We start from the raw sequence: 17,463 nt of genomic DNA on the forward strand, positions 1-17,463 counted from the left end.
TCTTCCGGCGACACAACGGCGCTCGTCCGTCCGGACGAGCGCATGGAGAGTTTTTATGTCAGTTTCCGCCCCGAACGCTGTCCTCTCGGTCAGCGGTATCGGTAAGACCTATGCGCAACCGGTGCTCACGGGCATCGACTTGACGCTGATGCGCGGTGAAGTGCTGGCGCTGACCGGTGAGAATGGTGCCGGTAAAAGCACGCTGTCGAAGATCATTGGTGGTCTGGTTACGCCGACCACAGGCCAGATGCAGTTCCAGGGCAAAGACTACCGCCCCGGCAGCCGTACCCAGGCTGAAGAGCTGGGCGTGCGCATGGTCATGCAAGAACTCAATCTGCTGCCGACCCTGTCGGTGGCGGAAAACCTGTTTCTCGACAACCTGCCCAGCAACGGCGGCTGGATCAGTCGCAAGCAATTGCGCAAAGCCGCCATCGAAGCCATGGCGCAGGTCGGTCTCGATGCGATTGATCCGGACACTCTGGTCGGCGAGTTGGGTATCGGGCATCAGCAGATGGTCGAGATTGCGCGCAACCTGATCGGCGATTGTCATGTGCTGATTCTTGATGAGCCGACGGCCATGCTCACTGCCCGTGAAGTGGAAATGCTCTTTGAGCAGATCACCCGTTTGCAGGCGCGTGGCGTTGCGATCATCTATATCTCCCACCGCCTGGAAGAGCTGGCGCGCGTCGCGCAACGCATTGCTGTGCTGCGGGACGGCAATCTGGTCTGTGTCGAACCGATGGCCAACTATAACAGTGAGCAGTTGGTGACCTTGATGGTCGGCCGTGAGCTGGGCGAACACATTGACATGGGCCCGCGCAAGATTGGCGCGCCAGCCCTGACGGTCAAGGGCCTGACCCGCTCCGACAAGGTGCGCGATGTTTCCTTTGAAGTGCGTGCTGGCGAGATTTTCGGGATTTCCGGGCTGATCGGAGCCGGACGCACTGAATTGCTAAGGCTGATCTTCGGTGCCGACCTGGCCGACAGTGGCACGATCGCGCTGGGTTCGCCGGCGCAGGAGGTCAGTGTGCGTTCGCCGGTTGATGCAGTGAAACACGGTATCGCCCTGATCACCGAAGACCGCAAGGGCGAAGGCCTGCTGCTCAGTCAGTCGATCAGCGCCAACATTGCTTTGGGCAACATGCCGGAAATTTCCCGGGCTGGGGTCGTCAATAACAGCAACGAAATTTCCTTGGCGCAGCGTCAGATCAACGCCATGCGCATCCGCAGTTCGAGCCCGACCCAATTGGTTTCCGAGCTGTCTGGCGGCAATCAGCAGAAGGTCGTGATCGGGCGCTGGCTGGAGCGTGATTGCTCGGTGCTGTTGTTCGACGAGCCGACTCGCGGCATTGATGTGGGTGCCAAGTTCGATATCTATGCCTTGCTGGGCGAGTTGACGCGTCAGGGCAAGGCGCTGGTGGTGGTATCCAGTGACCTGCGCGAGCTGATGCTGATCTGCGACCGGATCGGTGTTCTGTCGGCAGGGCGTTTGATCGATACCTTCGAGCGCGACAGCTGGACCCAGGATGATTTGCTTGCTGCCGCGTTCGCCGGCTACCAAAAACGTGATGCGCAGCTCAATGAAGCGGCGCCTAGGGAACTCCCATGAAAACTGCATCTTCTGCCGGCAAACGTGGTGGCAATTTCTACGGTCTTGGCACCTATCTGGGCCTGGCGGGTGCCTTGTTGGCGATGGTGGCGTTGTTCTCGGTCATGAGCAGCCACTTTCTGTCCTATGACACCTTCAGCACGCTGGCCAACCAGATCCCCGATCTGATGGTGCTGGCGGTGGGCATGACCTTCGTGCTGATCATCGGCGGCATCGACCTGTCGGTCGGTTCGGTGCTGGCGCTTGCCGCCTCGACAGTCAGCGTAGCGATTCTCGGCTGGGGCTGGAGCGTGTTGCCGTCCGCTCTGCTTGGAATGGCGGTGGCTGCACTGGCGGGTACGGTGACCGGTTCGATCACTGTGGCGTGGCGTATTCCGTCATTCATCGTTTCGCTCGGTGTGCTGGAAATGGCCCGTGGCCTGGCGTATCAGATGACCGGTTCGCGCACCGCCTACATCGGTGATTCGTTTGCCTGGCTGTCGAACCCGATCGCCTTCGGTATCTCGCCGTCGTTCATCATTGCCTTGCTGGTGATCTTCATTGCGCAAGCGGTGTTGACCCGCACCGTGTTCGGTCGCTACCTGATCGGCATCGGCACCAACGAAGAAGCGGTGCGTCTGGCCGGGATCAATCCAAAACCGTACAAGATTCTGGTGTTCAGCCTGATGGGGCTGCTCGCGGGCATCGCCGCGCTGTTCCAGATTTCCCGTCTGGAAGCGGCGGATCCGAATGCCGGCTCCGGCCTCGAACTGCAAGTCATCGCCGCCGTGGTCATTGGTGGCACCAGCCTGATGGGGGGGCGTGGTTCGGTGATCAGCACCTTCTTCGGCGTGTTGATCATTTCGGTGCTCGCCGCCGGTCTGGCGCAGATCGGTGCGACCGAGCCGACCAAGCGCATCATCACCGGTGCGGTGATCGTCATTGCGGTGGTACTCGATACCTATCGCAGTCAACGCGCCAGTCGACGGGGCTAAGTCATGGCAACGATCAAGGATGTGGCGGCGCTCGCGGGGATTTCCTACACCACGGTTTCTCACGTGGTGAACAAGACGCGCCCGGTCAGCCAGGAAGTGCGGTTGAAAGTCGAGGCGGCCATCAAAAGCCTCGATTACGTGCCAAGTGCCGTGGCGCGTTCACTGAAAGCCAAGACAACTGCGACCATTGGCTTATTGGTGCCCAACAGCCTCAACCCGTATTTTGCCGAGTTGGCACGGGGTATCGAGGATTACTGCGAGCGTAACGGCTATTGCGTGATCCTTTGCAACTCTGACGATAACCCGGAAAAACAGCGCAGCTATTTGCGGGTGCTGCTGGAGAAGCGCATTGACGGCCTGATTGTCGCCTCCGCCGGTGGCGACATCGGGCTCGCGCAAGGGCTGGCCGGGGTGAAAACGCCGATGGTCATCGTCGACCGCGGGCTGGATGGCGTGGACGCCGATCTGGTGCGCATCGACCATGAATATGGCGCTTATCTGGCGACGCGGCACCTGCTGGAGCTGGGCCATCGTGACATCGCCACCATCGGTGGTCCGTCGAGCACCAGCGTGGCGCAAATGCGTCAGGCCGGTTTTTGTCGGGCGCTGCAGGAGGCTGGCATCACCGTGCGGCCCGAACGCATGCTGGAAAGCGATTTCACCAGTACCGGTGGCTACAACGCGGCGGCGATCCTGCTCGAAGGCAACCCGCCGAGCGCGATCTTCGCCGGAAACGACATGATCGGTATCGGTGTGCTGCGTGCGGCGGCCGAGCGCAATGTGCGCGTGCCAAGCGAGCTGTCGGTGATCGGCTTCGACGATATCCAGATGAGCCGTTATGTGTACCCGGCGCTGACCACCGTTGGTCAGTCGATCCTGCAGTTGGGCGAGATGGCTGCCGAAGTGCTGCTGCGAAGGATTGCTACCCCGAGTCTGGTCACCGATCAACGAATCGTGACCCCGAGTATTGTCTTGCGCGAATCGACTGCACCGCTGTCAGGCGTGTTCACCGAGTACCGCTGAAATCGAATTGACGAGTAGTGATGTATGCCAGCAAATGTAGTGGTAATAGGCAGCCTGAACATGGATCTGGTCACCCGGGCGCCACGGCTGCCAAAGGGTGGTGAAACGCTGATCGGTCATTCCTTTGCCACCGTTTCCGGCGGCAAGGGCGCCAATCAGGCAGTTGCTGCTGCGCGCCTGGGTGCGCAGGTGGCGATGGTTGGCTGTGTTGGCAACGATGACTACGGCGTGCAATTGCGCGACGCATTGCAGGCCGAGCAGATCGATTGTCAGGCGGTGAGCACGGTTGCCGACTCCAGTGGCGTGGCGCTGATTGTGGTCGATGACAACAGTCAGAACGCCATCGTGATCGTCGCTGGCGCCAACGGTGCAATGACCCCGGCGGTGATTGACCGTTTTGATGCGGTGCTGCAAGCGGCCGACGTGATTATCTGCCAGCTGGAGATCCCGGATGCAACGGTGGGGCATGCGCTCAAGCGAGCGCGTGAGCTGGGCAAAACCGTGATTTTAAACCCGGCGCCGGCCAGTCGTCCGTTGCCGGCAGACTGGTTTACCGCCATCGATTACCTGATTCCCAACGAAAGCGAAGCCGCTGCGTTGAGCGGGTTGCCAGTCGATTCGCTGGAGGCCGCAGAAAGCGCTGCCAGCCAGTTGATCGCCATGGGCGCGGGCAAGGTCATCATTACCCTCGGTGCGCAAGGTTCGCTATTTGCCAATGGCAAAGGTTTCGAGCATTTCCCGGCGCCCAAGGTGAAGGCGGTCGATACCACCGCCGCGGGCGATACCTTTGTTGGTGGTTTTGCCGCAGCGCTCGCCAGTGGCAAATCCGAGGCTGAGGCGATCCGTTACGGGCAAGTCGCTGCAGCGTTATCTGTGACCCGGGCCGGCGCACAGCCTTCCATTCCCACCATGTCCGACGTACAGGCGTTCAAACCCGCATGAAAAAGACTCCTTTGCTCAACGTCGCGTTGTCGCGGCTGATCGCCTCCCTGGGCCATGGCGACATGGTAGTGATCGGTGACGCCGGACTGCCGGTTCCTCCTGGCGTTGAATTGATCGATTTGGCGCTGACCCACGGCGTTCCGGATTTCGTCAGTACCCTGAAAGTCGTGCTCAGCGAGATGCAGGTGGAAAGCCATGTGCTGGCCAACGAAATCCTCGACAAGCAGCCGACCGCCATGGTTGTGCTGGACGAGTTGCAAGAAGAGGGCGCCCTCGGTCGGCGCGATCTGCTGACTCATGAGCAATTCAAGGTTCTTAGCCGACAGGCACGGGCGATTGTTCGTACAGGCGAATGTCAGCCGTACTGCAACATCGTGCTGGTGGCCGGAGTAACGTTCTAATAGGGTTTTCGCCCTTTTCATTTTCATCAGCACAAGGAATGCGCCATGCACCGCTATGCTCAAAAACTCCATCAATTGCTTCGGAGTCTGCTGCTTTTGTCTTTTATTTCCGCCACCAGCGCTCAGGCTGCTGAAAAGATCGACCTGATCATCGACACCGATCCGGGTGCCGACGACGTGGTCGCCTTGCTGTTCGCCCTGGCTTCGCCGGATGAACTGAACATTCGCGCACTGACCACCGTGGCCGGCAACGTACGCCTCGACAAAACGTCGCGCAACGCGCGCCTGGCTCGCGAGTGGGCAGGGCGCGAGGATGTTCCGGTTTACGCCGGTGCGCCGAAGCCGCTGATGCGTACGCCAATTTACGCCGAGAACATCCATGGCAAGGAAGGCCTGTCGGGTGTCACCGTACATGAGCCGAAAAAAGGCCTGGCCGAAGGCAATGCGGTCAACTACCTGATTGATACCCTGAAAAAAGCAAAGCCGCACAGCATCACCATCGCCATGCTTGGCCCGCAGACCAACCTGGCGCTGGCGCTGATCCAGGAGCCGGAGATCGTTAACGGTATCAAGGAAGTGGTGATCATGGGCGGCGCGCACTTCAATGGCGGCAACATCACCCCGGTGGCCGAATTCAACTTGTTTGCCGACCCGCAAGCGGCAGAAGTGGTACTCAAGAGCGGTGTAAAACTGACCTATCTGCCGCTGGACGTGACCCACAAGATCCTCACCAGCGACGCCCGCCTGAAGCAGATTGCCGCGCTCAACAACAATGCGAGCAAGATTGTCGGCGACATCCTCAACGAGTACATCAAGAGCGACATGGAGCACTACGGCATCCCGGGTGGCCCGGTGCATGACGCTACCGTCATTGCTTACCTGCTCAAGCCGGAGCTATTCACTGGTCGCTCGGTGAACGTGGCCATCGACAGCCGTGAGGGGATCACGTTCGGTCAGACCGTGGTCGACTGGTACGACGGTCTGAAACAGCCGAAAAACGCATTTTGGGTCGAGAATGGCGATGCCCAAGGTTTCTTCGATCTGCTGACTGAGCGTCTGAAGCGCTTGAAGTAAGGCCAGGACCCGCAGGTGCAAGCCTGCGGGTTTTTAATCCCTCTCCGTGTCCTGCGTGCTCTTGTCGTCATGCTGGTACCGCTCGAACACTTGAGCGATAAACGTTTGTGCGCCTTGGGTTCCCATCGTCTTGACCAGCAGATCGATGCTGATCAGCGCCAGCTCCTCCGAACTGCCAGGGCTATACGAACTGTGTCCCTTCGGCCACAAAACCTTGATGTCAGCGGAGATGCTTACGGTGCTCATGAGTGCGCTCGAAAAGTCGGGAATGTCTGAGCGCGAGTTAACCACTTTGTCGGGCGTTTGGCACTGCGACTTAGGCATGGGCGCGACGCTATGCGACACTTGGTCTTTTCCGGCTGAACCAAGGAATGTGCTGTGCAGATCGATTTGAATTCCCCCGACGGCCTCACACTCGACGCTGTGCGCCAGTTGCTCGCGTCGGCCAGCGATGATGTGCATACGCAGCTGCGTGTGACCAAGGGTGGGATTGCCTATATTTCTTCCGGTGTGACCGGCGGGCAGGATATTGATGGCCTGCTCTTTCGCCTGGAGACCTGGGCCAAGGGTTCGGGGTATGTCGGCAACGTCGCGGCCAGCGATGAAGTCTGGGTGATGCAGATTTTCAATGCGCTGAAAGACAACTGGCCGAATCCGCCGCTCGACTACATCGACGTCTATTGAGCTTCGTTAATATTCGGTGACGATTGTGTGAGGATGCGCTGCACGCTCTTCAGGCAGACTCAGCGTTTTTCCGGATCGTGGGGCAGGGTGGCAGCATTGGTTGTGAAACCAAACGCCAGATTGGCGGTCGCACGATCTCAGCTTAACCATTTGAAAGAAGGAGGCTTCATGCCTTTGAAGTTCGCGTCTCTGGGTGCACTTATGGCCGTTGCCATGTTGGCCGGTTGCAGCACGACCTCCAGCGAGTCGGCAAAGGATCCTGTGGCGACCGATGCCGGTCACAGCCGCTGTGAAGCAAAGGCAGCGGAATTTGCCATCGGTAAAAAGGCTTCGCCGGAACTGCTCGATCAGGCGCGTGCCAAGTCTGGCGCGCAAAACGCCCGTTTCCTCAAGCCAACCGACATGATCACGCTGGAATACCGCTCCGATCGCTTGAATCTGAACACCGACAACAACCTGGTGGTCACTCGCGTCAACTGCGGTTGATCGCAGAGCGCTTTTGTTGCAGGCATAAAAAACCCCGTCACATGGACGGGGTTTTTTTAGTGCGCCGGGAAATTACTCTGGGCGAACTTGTGCAGCTTGCATACCCTTTTGGCCTTTCTCAGCCACGAAAGAGACGGTCTGGCCTTCTTTCAGGCTTTTGAAACCGTCGGATTCGATAGCTTTGAAGTGTACGAACAGGTCGTCACCGCCACCTTGAGGAGTGATGAAGCCGAAGCCTTTTTCATCGTTGAACCATTTAACGGTGCCGGTTTGGCGATTAGACATGGTGTATCTCCAAGAAACATATATTTTCAGTAGTACTGTGCTGCTCAGGCCAACTGGGCACACCCGGGTATCATAGTCGAAATGTTCGCTTTGGTAGCCCCCCGGACGTGCTGTTTGCTTTCATATTGCATCGATTTCAACCTCTGAAATGTCTGCAAGCCCCGGTTTCAGTGGCTTGTGGCCGAAAGACGAGGGTGTAAAAAAAGCTATAAAACCTGCGTAAATTATCGATTTCGGGGTCTTTTTGGCGGTTTTTGGTCTGCCGGACGCCCGAAAAAACATTCGTCAGCGCTTATTTCTGCACTCGGCAAACCGAGATTTCTTTCAGTGCGCGCTGACCCAGTTCACCACTTGGCGGGGTGTTCTTGTCCATCAGTTGCGCGATCTCTTGTGTGGTGAATTTCTTTTCCAGCACATCGGCACCGCAGGCGCAGTGTTTATTGGCTTCGGCTGGATTGACGCTCTTGCTGGCTGCGGCGGTGCAGTCGTTCATGTACTGGGCTTTGACACCGGCAGGCCAGGCCGCGTTGGCGCTCAGCGGCAGTAGCAGGGCCAGCGGGGCCGCGTAAGCAAAAAGTCGGATAAGGCGCATGTCGGAAACTCCTTGGGTTGATATCGGCGACGATTCTCAGCTTATTTGAGGCAAAGCGTATATCCCAAGTTCACTTTGCGCCGCAAAAATGCACAAATCTTCAGCACTGAAAATCCTTCGACTCGATGACCGCTCATCTGTGCTAGCATGCCGGGCTCAAGCGTTCTCAGGCTCCGGATGGCCTTCAGCCCCGAAGCGGTCAGCGTGCGAAACCCTGATTTGAATCCCAGTCACTCTGGTTCGGTTTTCCGGTTGGCCGCAAGGCTCCTGCCGCTGTAAGGCAGGCGTTCGTCATTGAATGGCCTGGATCGGATCTTGTACTGGCTCATCCCAACCCACGTGACCTTTGGTAGGGGTCACCACTAGGAGAGGAGGCGCCATGCCAACTATTACTCTTCCCGACGGCAGTCAACGTTCATTCGATCACCCGGTTTCCGTAGCCGAGGTCGCCGCATCCATTGGTGCCGGCCTGGCCAAGGCCACCGTGGCCGGCAAGGTCAACGGCAAGCTGGTCGACGCCTGCGACATCATTGACAGCGACGCGACGCTGCAAATCATCACGCCAAAGGATGAAGAGGGGCTGGAGATCATTCGCCACTCTTGCGCGCACCTGGTTGGCCATGCGGTCAAGCAGCTGTATCCGACTGCGAAAATGGTCATCGGCCCGGTTATCGACGAAGGCTTCTATTACGACATCGCCTTCGAGCGTCCTTTTACTCCGGACGACATGGCCGCCATCGAACAGCGCATGCATCAGCTGATCGACAAGGATTACGACGTCATCAAGAAAGTCACTCCGCGCGCCGAAGTGATCGAAGTGTTCAAGGCTCGCGGCGAAGACTACAAGCTGCGTCTGGTCGAAGACATGCCGAACGAGCAGGCCATGGGCCTGTACTACCACGAAGAATACGTCGACATGTGCCGCGGCCCGCACGTGCCGAACACTCGCTTCCTGAAATCTTTCAAGCTGACCAAGTTGTCCGGTGCCTACTGGCGCGGTGATGCCAAGAATGAGCAGCTGCAGCGCGTTTACGGTACTGCCTGGGCAGACAAGAAGCAGCTGGCGGCTTACATTCAGCGCATCGAAGAAGCGGAAAAGCGCGATCACCGCAAGATCGGCAAGCGCCTGGGCCTGTTCCACACCCAGGAAGAAGCACCGGGCATGGTGTTCTGGCACCCGAACGGCTGGACCCTGTATCAAGTGCTCGAGCAGTACATGCGCAAGGTGCAGCGTGACAACGGCTATCTCGAGATCAAGACGCCGCAAGTCGTTGACCGCAGCCTGTGGGAGAAATCCGGGCACTGGGCCAACTACGCCGACAACATGTTCACCACCGAGTCGGAAAGCCGCGACTACGCCATCAAACCGATGAACTGTCCGTGCCACGTGCAGGTGTTCAACCAGGGTCTGAAGAGCTACCGCGAGCTGCCGATGCGTCTGGCCGAGTTCGGTGCCTGCCACCGTAACGAGCCGTCGGGTGCGTTGCACGGCATCATGCGGGTGCGTGCGTTTACTCAGGACGACGCCCACATTTTCTGCACTGAAGAGCAGATGCAGGCCGAATCCGCAGCGTTCATCAAGTTGACCATGGACGTTTACCGCGACTTCGGCTTCACCGATGTCGAGATGAAACTGTCCACTCGTCCGGAAAAACGCGTGGGTTCCGACGAGCTGTGGGATCGCGCCGAAGCAGCACTGGCTGCAGCCCTTGATTCCGCGGGTCTGCCGTATGATCTGCAGCCGGGTGAAGGTGCGTTCTACGGTCCGAAAATCGAGTTCTCGCTGAAAGATTGCCTCGGTCGCGTCTGGCAGTGTGGTACCTTGCAGCTCGATTTCAACCTGCCTGTCCGTCTCGGCGCCGAATACGTCTCCGAAGACAACAGCCGCAAACACCCAGTGATGCTGCACCGGGCGATCCTCGGTTCGTTCGAGCGTTTCGTCGGGATTTTGATCGAGCATTACGAAGGTGCATTCCCTGCGTGGCTGGCGCCAACCCAGGCAGTGATCATGAATATCACTGATAAACAGGCAGATTTCGTCGCTCAGGTTGAAAAAACTCTCAACGAAAGCGGATTTCGTGCCAAGTCCGACTTGAGAAATGAAAAGATCGGCTTTAAAATCCGCGAGCATACTTTGCTCAAGGTTCCCTATCTTTTGGTTATCGGAGATAAGGAAGTCGAGATGCAGACTGTCGCTGTGCGTACTCGTGAAGGTGCTGACCTGGGCTCGATGCCCGTCGCCCAGTTCGCTGAGTTTCTCGCGCAAGCGGTTTCCCGGCGTGGTCGCCCAGATTCGGAGTAATTATTATTAAGCGTGAAATGAGACAAGATAAACGAGCTGCACCGAAAGCCCCGATCAACGAGAATATCTCGGCACGCGAGGTTCGGTTAATTGGCGCTGATGGCGAGCAGATTGGCATCGTCTCGATTGATGAAGCGCTTCGTATTGCTGAAGAAGCAAAGCTTGATCTGGTAGAAATCTCTGCTGACGCAGTCCCACCGGTTTGCCGGGTGATGGACTACGGCAAATCGATCTTCGAAAAGAAGAAGCAGATTGCAGCGGCGAAGAAAAACCAGAAGCAGATTCAGGTAAAAGAAATCAAGTTTCGTCCAGGGACGGAGGAAGGGGATTACCAGGTAAAACTGCGCAACCTGGTACGTTTCCTGAGTGACGGGGACAGGGCCAAGGTATCCTTGCGATTCCGCGGCCGTGAGATGGCCCACCAGGAGCTGGGGATGGAACTCCTCAAGCGGGTTGAAGCTGACCTGCTCGAGTACGGTTCGGTCGAACAGCATCCTAAGATGGAAGGACGCCAGCTGATCATGGTCATCGCCCCGAAAAAGAAGAAGTAATCAACAGGGCACGGCAGGCCTTCTGATTATGTTTATCAACTGAATGCGGAGTATCCGAACATGCCAAAAATGAAAACCAAAAGTGGTGCTGCTAAGCGGTTTCTGAAAACTGCTAACGGTATCAAGCACAAGCACGCTTTCAAGAGCCACATCCTGACCAAAATGTCGACCAAGCGTAAGCGTCAACTGCGCGGTAGCAGCTTGCTGCATCCGTCTGACGTGGCAAAAGTCGAGCGCATGCTGCGCCTTCGTTAATTTTAGTCAAGAATAGAGGAAGTAACTCATGGCTCGTGTAAAGCGTGGCGTCATTGCCCGTAAGCGTCACAAAAAAATTCTGAAACTTGCTAAAGGCTACTACGGCGCACGCTCCCGCGTATTCCGTGTTGCCAAGCAAGCGGTAATCAAGGCAGGCCAATACGCCTACCGTGACCGTCGTCAGAAAAAACGTCAGTTCCGCGCTCTGTGGATCGCTCGTATCAACGCTGGTGCTCGTGTTAACGGTCTGTCCTACAGCCGTTTCATTGCTGGCCTGAAAAAAGCGTCCATCGAGATCGACCGTAAGGTTCTGGCTGATCTGGCAGTGAACGAAAAAGCGGCGTTTGCTGCGATTGTCGAGAAAGCTAAAGCCACCTTGGCTTAAGTACCCCCGACAGTCACCCGGCCCCACCTCTGTGGGGTCAGGTGTTAAACGTCATAAATAGGGGAAGAGCCTTCAAGCTCTTCCCCTATTTTGTATCTGGAGTCTGTACATGGAAAACCTGGATGCGCTGGTCTCTCAAGCACTAGAGGCTGTGCAAAGCGCTGAAGATATCAATGCCCTGGAGCAAATCCGGGTTCAATACCTTGGCAAAAAAGGTGAATTGACTCAGGTGATGAAGACCCTGGGGAATTTGCCGGCAGAAGAGCGTCCGCAAGTCGGCGCCCTGATCAACGTTGCCAAGGAACGTGTCACAGGCGTTCTCAATGCGCGCATGGCTCTGTTTGAAGAAGCCGAACTGGCTGCCAAACTGTCTGCCGAATCCATTGATGTGACGTTGCCGGGCCGTGGCCAGACCTCCGGTGGTCTGCATCCGGTGACCCGGACTCTGGAACGAGTCGAGCAGTTCTTCACCCGCATCGGCTACGGCATCGCCGAAGGCCCTGAGGTCGAAGACGACTATCACAACTTCGAAGCGCTCAACATCCCAGGCCACCACCCGGCCCGTTCGATGCATGACACCTTCTATTTCAATGCGAACATGTTGCTGCGCACCCATACCTCGCCGGTACAGGTCCGCACCATGGAGTCCAAGCAGCCGCCGATCCGCATCGTCTGCCCAGGCCGTGTGTATCGCAGCGACTCCGATATCACCCACTCGCCGATGTTCCACCAGGTCGAAGGCCTGCTGGTCGATCGCGATATCAATTTCGCCGATCTCAAAGGCACCATCGAAGAATTCCTGCGGGTGTTCTTCGAGAAAGAGCTGGCCGTACGTTTCCGTCCTTCTTACTTCCCGTTCACCGAGCCATCCGCTGAAGTCGATATGGAATGCGTGATGTGCAGCGGTAAAGGCTGCCGCGTCTGCAAGCAGACCGGCTGGCTGGAAGTCATGGGCTGCGGCATGGTCCACCCGAACGTGCTGCGCATGTCCGGCATCGATCCGGAAGAGTTCTCCGGTTTTGCTTTCGGTATGGGCGTCGAGCGTCTGGCCATGCTCCGTTACGGCGTGAACGACTTGCGTCTGTTCTTCGACAACGACTTGCGGTTCCTCGCGCAATTTCGCTAGTCGTAACGAATTCTTAGGAGAGCAGGATGAAATTCAGTGAACAATGGCTGCGTGGCTGGGTTAGCCCGCAGGTAAGTCGCGACGAGCTGGTTGCTCGTCTGTCGATGGCGGGTCTGGAGGTCGATAGCGTGACCCCGGCCGCCGGTGTATTCAGCGGCGTGGTCGTCGGCGAGGTGCTGAGCACTGAGCAACACCCTGACGCCGACAAGCTGCGTGTGTGCCAGGTCAGCAATGGTGCGGAAACCTTCCAGGTCGTGTGCGGTGCGCCAAACGTGCGTCCGGGCCTGAAGATTCCGTTCGCCATGATCGGTGCCGAACTGCCGGGCGACTTCAAGATCAAGAAGGCCAAGCTGCGCGGCGTCGAGTCCAACGGCATGTTGTGTTCGCAAGCCGAGCTGCAGATTGGTGAAGGCAACGACGGGCTGATGGAACTGCCGGCCGATGCGCCGGTGGGCGAAGATTTCCGTGTGTATCTGGATCTGGAAGACGCCAGCATCGAGGTCGACCTGACCCCGAACCGTGGCGACTGCCTGTCGCTGGCCGGTCTGGCCCGTGAAGTGGGCGCGCTGTACGCCGCTCCGGTTACCCGTCCGGTGGTCATGGCGATTCCGGCTGTGCACGACGAAGTACGTCCGGTAGACGTGCTGGCGCCTGCCGCTTGCCCGCGTTACCTGGGGCGTGTCATCCGTAACGTTGACCTGTCCAAGCCGACCCCGCTGTGGATGGTTGAACGACTGCGCCGCGCCGAAGTGCGCAGTATCGACGCTGCCGTCGACATCACCAATTACGTGATGCTCGAGCTGGGTCAGCCGCTGCACGCGTTCGATCTCGCCGAAATCAACGGTGGCATCCGCGTGCGTATGGCGGAAGACGGCGAGAAGCTGGTGCTGCTCGACGGTCAGGAAGTCAGCCTGCGTAGCGATACCCTGGTGATTGCCGACCACACCCGCGCTCTGGCGATTGCCGGCGTAATGGGTGGCGAGCACAGCGGTGTGTCCGCAACCACTCGCGACGTTTTCCTGGAAAGTGCCTTCTTCGATCAGATCGCTGTGGCGGGCAAGGCTCGTTCCTACGGCCTGCACACCGACGCCTCGCACCGTTACGAGCGTGGCGTGGACTGGCAACTGGCCCGTGAAGCCATGGAGCGCGCCACTGGCCTGCTGCTGGAAATTACCGGTGGTGAAGCCGGCCCGATTATCGAGACCGTCAGCGAACAGCACCTGCCGTCGATCGCGCCGATCACCCTGCGCGCGCAGCGCATCACCCAGATGCTGGGGATGGAAATGGATTCGGTGCAGGTCGAGCGTCTGCTCAGCGCCCTGGGCCTGAAGATTTCCGCTGATGGAGCAGGGCAGTGGCGCGTAGAAGTGCCAAGCCATCGCTTCGACATCAGCCTGGAAGTCGATCTGATCGAAGAGCTGGCGCGTCTGTACGGCTACAACCGTCTGCCGGTTCGTTACCCGCAAGCGCGTCTGGCGCCACAAGCCAAAGCTGAAGCGCGCAGCGAACTGCCTGAACTGCGTCGTCTGCTGGTTGCCCGTGGTTATCAGGAAGCGATCACTTACAGCTTCATCGATCCCAAGCAGTTCGAACTGTTCAACCCGGGCGTTGAGCCGCTGTTGCTGGCCAACCCGATTTCCAATGACATGGCTGCCATGCGCTCGTCGCTGTGGCCGGGCCTGGTCAAGGCGTTGCAGCACAACCTGAACCGTCAGCAGGATCGTGTGCGTCTGTTCGAAAGCGGTCTGCGCTTCATCGGTCAGCTGGAAGGTCTGAAACAAGAGCCGATGCTTTCGGGTGTTGTTTGCGGCAGCCGTCTGCCGGAAGGTTGGGCACAGGGTCGTGACACCGTCGATTTCTTCGATGTGAAAGCTGACGTCGAAGCGGTGCTGGGTTATGCCGGTGCGTTGGGCGCCTTCACTTTCACTCCGGGCAAACATCCGGCGCTGCACCCGGGTCAAACCGCGCGCATTGAACGTGATGGGCGTGAAGTCGGCTTCATCGGTGCGATTCACCCTGAACTGTCCAAAGCCTTGGGCCTGGATCGTCCGGTATTCGTCTTCGAGCTGGTTTTGGCTGAAGTCGCTTCCGGAAAAATGCCGCAATTCCACGAGTTGTCGCGTTTTCCTGAAGTGCGTCGTGACCTTGCACTGATCGCGCACAAAGACGTCGCGGCCTCGGCTGTACTTGACGTAATCCGTGAAAATGCAGGCGAATGGCTCACGGATCTCAGGCTGTTTGACGTGTATCAGGGTAAAGGCATTGATCCTGATAGAAAAAGCCTTGCAGTTGGCTTGACCTGGCAGCATCCATCGCGCACTCTTAATGACGATGAGGTGAATTCGACGACGCAAAATATCCTCACCTCGCTCGAACAAAGGTTGAACGCCACGTTAAGGAAGTGACGTATGGGGGCTTTGACGAAAGCTGAGATGGCGGAACGTCTGTATGAAGAGCTGGGCCTGAACAAGCGGGAAGCCAAGGAATTGGTCGAACTGTTTTTCGAGGAAATCAGGCACGCTCTTGAAGACAACGAGCAGGTCAAATTGTCGGGTTTCGGCAATTTCGACCTTCGGGACAAACGCCAGCGGCCTGGCCGCAACCCGAAAACGGGGGAAGAAATCCCGATCACGGCTCGCCGTGTGGTCACCTTTCGTCCAGGGCAGAAGTTGAAGGCCCGAGTTGAGGCTTATGCTGGAACCAAGTCATAACGACGAACTACCCGTCATCCCGGGCAAACGCTACTTCACCATTGGTGAAGTCAGCGAGCTGTGTGCGGTAAAACCACACGTGCTGCGCTACTGGGAGCAGGAGTTTCCTCAGCTCAACCCCGTCAAACGCCGCGGAAATCGCCGGTATTATCAGCGCCAGGACGTGCTGATGATCCGGCAGATCCGCGCGCTCCTTTACGATCAGGGTTTCACCATCGGCGGCGCGCGCCTGCGTTTGTCCGGCGATGAAGCCAAAGACGACACCACTCAATACAAGCAAATGATCCGCCAGATGATCGCTGAGCTTGAAGATGTACTGGTGGTGCTCAAGAAATAAAAAGCTGCGTTTGAATACTTCCAGTTTTCAAAAGCTTGCGCTATATTCTTGAGCGCTCTTCGAGATGAAGAGCAGGTTTCAAACCAGTCGGGGCGTAGCGCAGTCCGGTAGCGCACTAGCATGGGGTGCTAGGGGTCGAGTGTTCGAATCACTCCGTCCCGACCATAAAATTCAATAACTTAGCCGCTTTCGAGCGGCTTTGTTGTTTCTGCCATAGTGACTTTTCGAGTGACCTTGGCCTTTTCTTCACGCTTCCCTCCTTTTCAGAATCGTCAGCGCTGGTGCGCGCGAGTCGGTTGCTGATACCTTGTTTGCCGCCGCAATGAGCTGATCCAACTCCGCTGCTGAGTAGTGGCTGGTGATGCTCCCATTCTTGTGGCCGAGCAGTGCTTTCCGATCCTCCTCAGTCACACCTGCAGCACGCAGCCTTCTCCCAAAGGTGTGCTTCAAGTCGTGAATTCGGATTCTGGCAAAGCCGTCATGTGCCGGCCGCAAGAATTTCTCCTGCCACTTCTTCGCCGCTCGGATCCGCGCCTTCTTCCAGGCTGAGTCGTTCATGCGGTGAATTGTCGTTTCCTTCCCATCACCATCTGGCTTGCCAAACGGGAACACGTAGAGCGGATGCTTGCCGCGCTGTTTCTCGATTACTGACTTGGCAACGTCATTCATCACGACCAGACGCTCGTCTCGGTTCTTCACGCCAGACCTGGCGCTCCTTCCCCCAAATCCCGCCGGTATCAGGAACACGCTCGTTCCCAGCTCCGGTACCGCAATCTCCCAATTCCACTGAAGCTTGCAAACTTCCTGCTCCCGGCATCCCGTATTGACCTTGAACATCGCCATGGTCTGAAGGTGCGCTGGGAGTTCGGCGAACAGGATCGACTGCTCTTCCCATGAAAGCGGGTAGGGCTTTCGGCTGTTCGTCTTCTCGTCCAGCAGGGAAATCATCGGCACCACGTCCAGCAGTGGCCGTCGTTCCTCATCACGCCACTTTCGCGCGCAGAGGTTCAACACCCTGATCACCCGCTGAAGCGCGATATTCACTGTCCTGTTCGTTACTGGCTTGCCTACCGCTGGATTCAGCTTTGACTGGATGTACGGCGCGAGGGCATCGTCATCGATGTGGGTCAGCGGCATATCGCCAATGAACGGGTCGAGCTGCTCCATGTATGTGGCCGAGATGTGGATTGAGGCCTGGTCCTTCACCTCGAGCAGGAAACGAGTCGCCGCCTCCCGCCAAGTTCTGACCCGCCGAACGCCGTACACCTTTTGCTGGCGCAACTGCTCCAGCTTGTGAATCAGGTACTGCTCTGCTTCGGCGCGGTTACAAGTGCCAGTACTCTCTTGAATTCGTTCTCCTCTGTACTTTTTGTCGATCTTCCAGATGCCGTTCGGCATTTGCTGGAGGCCGGTGATTGCTTTTTGGGCCATGGCGTTGCTCCTTTCTTCTTGCCCTGGCGCTCGCTGCGAGGGCGATTGTTGTCCTGATTCGCGGCCTTTTCAATTGCCATGGTCTCGATGTAGCGATCGGCCCACTCATCAAGCTCGATTCGGTCGAAGCCAACACCCTGTTTCCCGATCGGGAATTCACGAACGTTCGGCCGGACTGTTTTGTTGAATTCTTCCCGGCACATGCCGAGATAGCCGTATGCCTCGCCGGCGCGTATGAAGCGCGGGAGGATGGGCGCGACCTGGGCCGCGCTTCGATTTGCCATGAGGTATTGCT

General features: G+C 57.7%; 21 protein-coding genes and 1 tRNA gene. 17 read left to right on the forward strand and 5 right to left on the reverse strand.

Going from position 1 to position 17,463, the window contains the following annotated elements:
• The first annotated feature begins 55 nt into the window (after positions 1-55).
• Genes AB1J88_RS02965 through AB1J88_RS02990 form a run of 6 tightly spaced genes read left to right on the forward strand, consistent with a single transcriptional unit; the run spans position 56 to position 6,023 of the window.
• Positions 56-1,609, forward strand: a complete 1,554-nt coding sequence (locus tag AB1J88_RS02965) for a sugar ABC transporter ATP-binding protein (RefSeq protein WP_222018873.1) — start codon at positions 56-58, stop codon at positions 1,607-1,609.
• Positions 1,606-2,583: an ABC transporter permease gene (locus AB1J88_RS02970; protein ID WP_041066117.1), complete on the forward strand. Its 978-nt coding sequence runs from the start codon at positions 1,606-1,608 to the stop codon at positions 2,581-2,583. The genes AB1J88_RS02965 and AB1J88_RS02970 overlap by 4 nt, the downstream gene beginning before the upstream one ends.
• A gap of 3 nt (positions 2,584-2,586) precedes the next feature.
• A complete protein-coding gene (locus AB1J88_RS02975) occupies positions 2,587-3,606 on the forward strand; it encodes a LacI family DNA-binding transcriptional regulator (RefSeq protein WP_222018874.1) in 1,020 nt (339 codons plus the stop codon).
• Positions 3,607-3,630: 24 nt separating this feature from the next.
• Positions 3,631-4,548, forward strand: coding sequence for a ribokinase (rbsK, locus tag AB1J88_RS02980; protein WP_430290151.1), 918 nt, complete (start codon positions 3,631-3,633; stop codon positions 4,546-4,548).
• Positions 4,545-4,949: a D-ribose pyranase gene (gene rbsD / locus AB1J88_RS02985; protein WP_108183221.1), complete on the forward strand. Its 405-nt coding sequence runs from the start codon at positions 4,545-4,547 to the stop codon at positions 4,947-4,949. The genes rbsK and rbsD overlap by 4 nt, the downstream gene beginning before the upstream one ends.
• Before the next feature lie 45 nt (positions 4,950-4,994).
• Positions 4,995-6,023, forward strand: coding sequence for a nucleoside hydrolase (locus tag AB1J88_RS02990; RefSeq protein ID WP_430290152.1), 1,029 nt, complete (start codon positions 4,995-4,997; stop codon positions 6,021-6,023).
• A gap of 33 nt (positions 6,024-6,056) precedes the next feature.
• Here the strand turns inward: AB1J88_RS02990 and AB1J88_RS02995 are convergent, their stop codons facing one another.
• A complete protein-coding gene (locus AB1J88_RS02995; protein ID WP_086793391.1) occupies positions 6,057-6,269 on the reverse strand; it encodes a hypothetical protein in 213 nt (70 codons plus the stop codon).
• A 132-nt stretch (positions 6,270-6,401) separates the two neighbouring features.
• On the opposite strand from AB1J88_RS02995, the gene AB1J88_RS03000 reads away from it, so the two are divergent.
• Complete coding sequence (locus AB1J88_RS03000; protein ID WP_041066130.1) at positions 6,402-6,707, forward strand: hypothetical protein; 306 nt, start codon at positions 6,402-6,404, stop codon at positions 6,705-6,707.
• A gap of 168 nt (positions 6,708-6,875) precedes the next feature.
• The gene (locus AB1J88_RS03005) at positions 6,876-7,193 is read left to right on the forward strand and encodes an I78 family peptidase inhibitor (protein WP_222018876.1); all 318 of its coding nucleotides are present in this window, start codon (positions 6,876-6,878) and stop codon (positions 7,191-7,193) included.
• 72 nt (positions 7,194-7,265) lie between these two features.
• Here AB1J88_RS03005 and AB1J88_RS03010 read toward each other — a convergent pair whose 3' ends face one another.
• Complete coding sequence (locus AB1J88_RS03010) at positions 7,266-7,478, reverse strand: cold-shock protein (RefSeq protein WP_003179963.1); 213 nt, start codon at positions 7,476-7,478, stop codon at positions 7,266-7,268.
• Between the two features lie 292 nt (positions 7,479-7,770).
• Positions 7,771-8,070, reverse strand: a complete 300-nt coding sequence (locus AB1J88_RS03015; RefSeq protein WP_041066136.1) for a hypothetical protein — start codon at positions 8,068-8,070, stop codon at positions 7,771-7,773.
• A 379-nt stretch (positions 8,071-8,449) separates the two neighbouring features.
• Here AB1J88_RS03015 and thrS point away from each other — a divergent pair, with 379 nt between their 5' ends.
• The 9 genes from thrS to AB1J88_RS03060 all read left to right on the forward strand — a co-directional run bounded on the left by thrS (position 8,450) and on the right by AB1J88_RS03060 (position 15,902).
• Positions 8,450-10,372, forward strand: coding sequence for a threonine--tRNA ligase (gene thrS, locus AB1J88_RS03020; RefSeq protein WP_007961251.1), 1,923 nt, complete (start codon positions 8,450-8,452; stop codon positions 10,370-10,372).
• Positions 10,372-10,923: a translation initiation factor IF-3 gene (gene infC, locus AB1J88_RS03025; RefSeq protein ID WP_170929410.1), complete on the forward strand. Its 552-nt coding sequence runs from the start codon at positions 10,372-10,374 to the stop codon at positions 10,921-10,923. Before thrS ends, infC begins: the two co-directional genes overlap by 1 nt.
• Positions 10,924-10,983: 60 nt before the next feature.
• Entirely contained in the window at positions 10,984-11,178 is a 195-nt protein-coding gene (rpmI, locus tag AB1J88_RS03030) for a 50S ribosomal protein L35 (protein WP_002553160.1), read from the forward strand.
• A 28-nt stretch (positions 11,179-11,206) separates the two neighbouring features.
• Complete coding sequence (rplT, locus tag AB1J88_RS03035) at positions 11,207-11,563, forward strand: 50S ribosomal protein L20 (RefSeq protein ID WP_002553161.1); 357 nt, start codon at positions 11,207-11,209, stop codon at positions 11,561-11,563.
• Positions 11,564-11,672: 109 nt separating this feature from the next.
• The gene (gene pheS / locus AB1J88_RS03040; protein WP_003226365.1) at positions 11,673-12,689 is read left to right on the forward strand and encodes a phenylalanine--tRNA ligase subunit alpha; all 1,017 of its coding nucleotides are present in this window, start codon (positions 11,673-11,675) and stop codon (positions 12,687-12,689) included.
• Between the two features lie 26 nt (positions 12,690-12,715).
• Positions 12,716-15,094: a phenylalanine--tRNA ligase subunit beta gene (pheT, locus tag AB1J88_RS03045; RefSeq protein ID WP_430290153.1), complete on the forward strand. Its 2,379-nt coding sequence runs from the start codon at positions 12,716-12,718 to the stop codon at positions 15,092-15,094.
• Between the two features lie 3 nt (positions 15,095-15,097).
• Complete coding sequence (gene ihfA, locus AB1J88_RS03050; RefSeq protein ID WP_002553164.1) at positions 15,098-15,400, forward strand: integration host factor subunit alpha; 303 nt, start codon at positions 15,098-15,100, stop codon at positions 15,398-15,400.
• A complete protein-coding gene (locus AB1J88_RS03055) occupies positions 15,381-15,737 on the forward strand; it encodes a MerR family transcriptional regulator (RefSeq protein WP_003179985.1) in 357 nt (118 codons plus the stop codon). The genes ihfA and AB1J88_RS03055 overlap by 20 nt, the downstream gene beginning before the upstream one ends.
• 88 nt (positions 15,738-15,825) lie before the next feature.
• Positions 15,826-15,902, forward strand: a tRNA-Pro gene (locus tag AB1J88_RS03060).
• An 81-nt stretch (positions 15,903-15,983) separates the two neighbouring features.
• On the opposite strand, the gene AB1J88_RS03065 is transcribed toward AB1J88_RS03060, so the two are convergent.
• Both AB1J88_RS03065 and AB1J88_RS03070 read right to left on the reverse strand, forming a co-directional pair.
• Positions 15,984-17,135 (reverse strand): tyrosine-type recombinase/integrase, encoded by a 1,152-nt coding sequence (locus AB1J88_RS03065; protein WP_430292654.1) that lies wholly within the window; start codon positions 17,133-17,135, stop codon positions 15,984-15,986.
• Positions 17,036-17,452 carry a hypothetical protein gene (locus tag AB1J88_RS03070; protein WP_230679366.1) on the reverse strand — a complete coding sequence of 139 codons (417 nt, stop codon included), beginning with the start codon at positions 17,450-17,452 and terminating at the stop codon, positions 17,036-17,038. The genes AB1J88_RS03065 and AB1J88_RS03070 overlap by 100 nt, the downstream gene beginning before the upstream one ends.
• Between the last annotated feature and the right edge of the window lie 11 nt (positions 17,453-17,463).

Origin of the sequence: Pseudomonas sp. S8 (genome assembly GCF_050473925.1) — a bacterium.
Lineage (GTDB): Bacteria > Pseudomonadota > Gammaproteobacteria > Pseudomonadales > Pseudomonadaceae > Aquipseudomonas > Aquipseudomonas parakoreensis.

Coding starts and splice junctions, on each gene's coding strand:
- AB1J88_RS02990 (WP_430290152.1), top strand. CDS start 4,995: ATGCACCGCTATGCTCAAAAACTCCATCAATTGCTTCGGAGTCTGCTG.
- thrS (WP_007961251.1), top strand. CDS start 8,450: ATGCCAACTATTACTCTTCCCGACGGCAGTCAACGTTCATTCGATCAC.
- rbsD (WP_108183221.1), top strand. CDS start 4,545: ATGAAAAAGACTCCTTTGCTCAACGTCGCGTTGTCGCGGCTGATCGCC.
- rpmI (WP_002553160.1), top strand. CDS start 10,984: ATGCCAAAAATGAAAACCAAAAGTGGTGCTGCTAAGCGGTTTCTGAAA.
- AB1J88_RS03005 (WP_222018876.1), top strand. CDS start 6,876: ATGCCTTTGAAGTTCGCGTCTCTGGGTGCACTTATGGCCGTTGCCATG.
- AB1J88_RS03065 (WP_430292654.1), bottom strand. CDS start 17,135: ATGCCGAACGGCATCTGGAAGATCGACAAAAAGTACAGAGGAGAACGA.
- AB1J88_RS02970 (WP_041066117.1), top strand. CDS start 1,606: ATGAAAACTGCATCTTCTGCCGGCAAACGTGGTGGCAATTTCTACGGT.
- AB1J88_RS03070 (WP_230679366.1), bottom strand. CDS start 17,452: ATGGCAAATCGAAGCGCGGCCCAGGTCGCGCCCATCCTCCCGCGCTTC.
- AB1J88_RS03010 (WP_003179963.1), bottom strand. CDS start 7,478: ATGTCTAATCGCCAAACCGGCACCGTTAAATGGTTCAACGATGAAAAA.
- pheT (WP_430290153.1), top strand. CDS start 12,716: ATGAAATTCAGTGAACAATGGCTGCGTGGCTGGGTTAGCCCGCAGGTA.
- AB1J88_RS02995 (WP_086793391.1), bottom strand. CDS start 6,269: ATGAGCACCGTAAGCATCTCCGCTGACATCAAGGTTTTGTGGCCGAAG.
- AB1J88_RS02975 (WP_222018874.1), top strand. CDS start 2,587: ATGGCAACGATCAAGGATGTGGCGGCGCTCGCGGGGATTTCCTACACC.
- AB1J88_RS02965 (WP_222018873.1), top strand. CDS start 56: ATGTCAGTTTCCGCCCCGAACGCTGTCCTCTCGGTCAGCGGTATCGGT.
- rplT (WP_002553161.1), top strand. CDS start 11,207: ATGGCTCGTGTAAAGCGTGGCGTCATTGCCCGTAAGCGTCACAAAAAA.
- AB1J88_RS03015 (WP_041066136.1), bottom strand. CDS start 8,070: ATGCGCCTTATCCGACTTTTTGCTTACGCGGCCCCGCTGGCCCTGCTA.
- ihfA (WP_002553164.1), top strand. CDS start 15,098: ATGGGGGCTTTGACGAAAGCTGAGATGGCGGAACGTCTGTATGAAGAG.
- AB1J88_RS03055 (WP_003179985.1), top strand. CDS start 15,381: ATGCTGGAACCAAGTCATAACGACGAACTACCCGTCATCCCGGGCAAA.
- pheS (WP_003226365.1), top strand. CDS start 11,673: ATGGAAAACCTGGATGCGCTGGTCTCTCAAGCACTAGAGGCTGTGCAA.
- rbsK (WP_430290151.1), top strand. CDS start 3,631: ATGCCAGCAAATGTAGTGGTAATAGGCAGCCTGAACATGGATCTGGTC.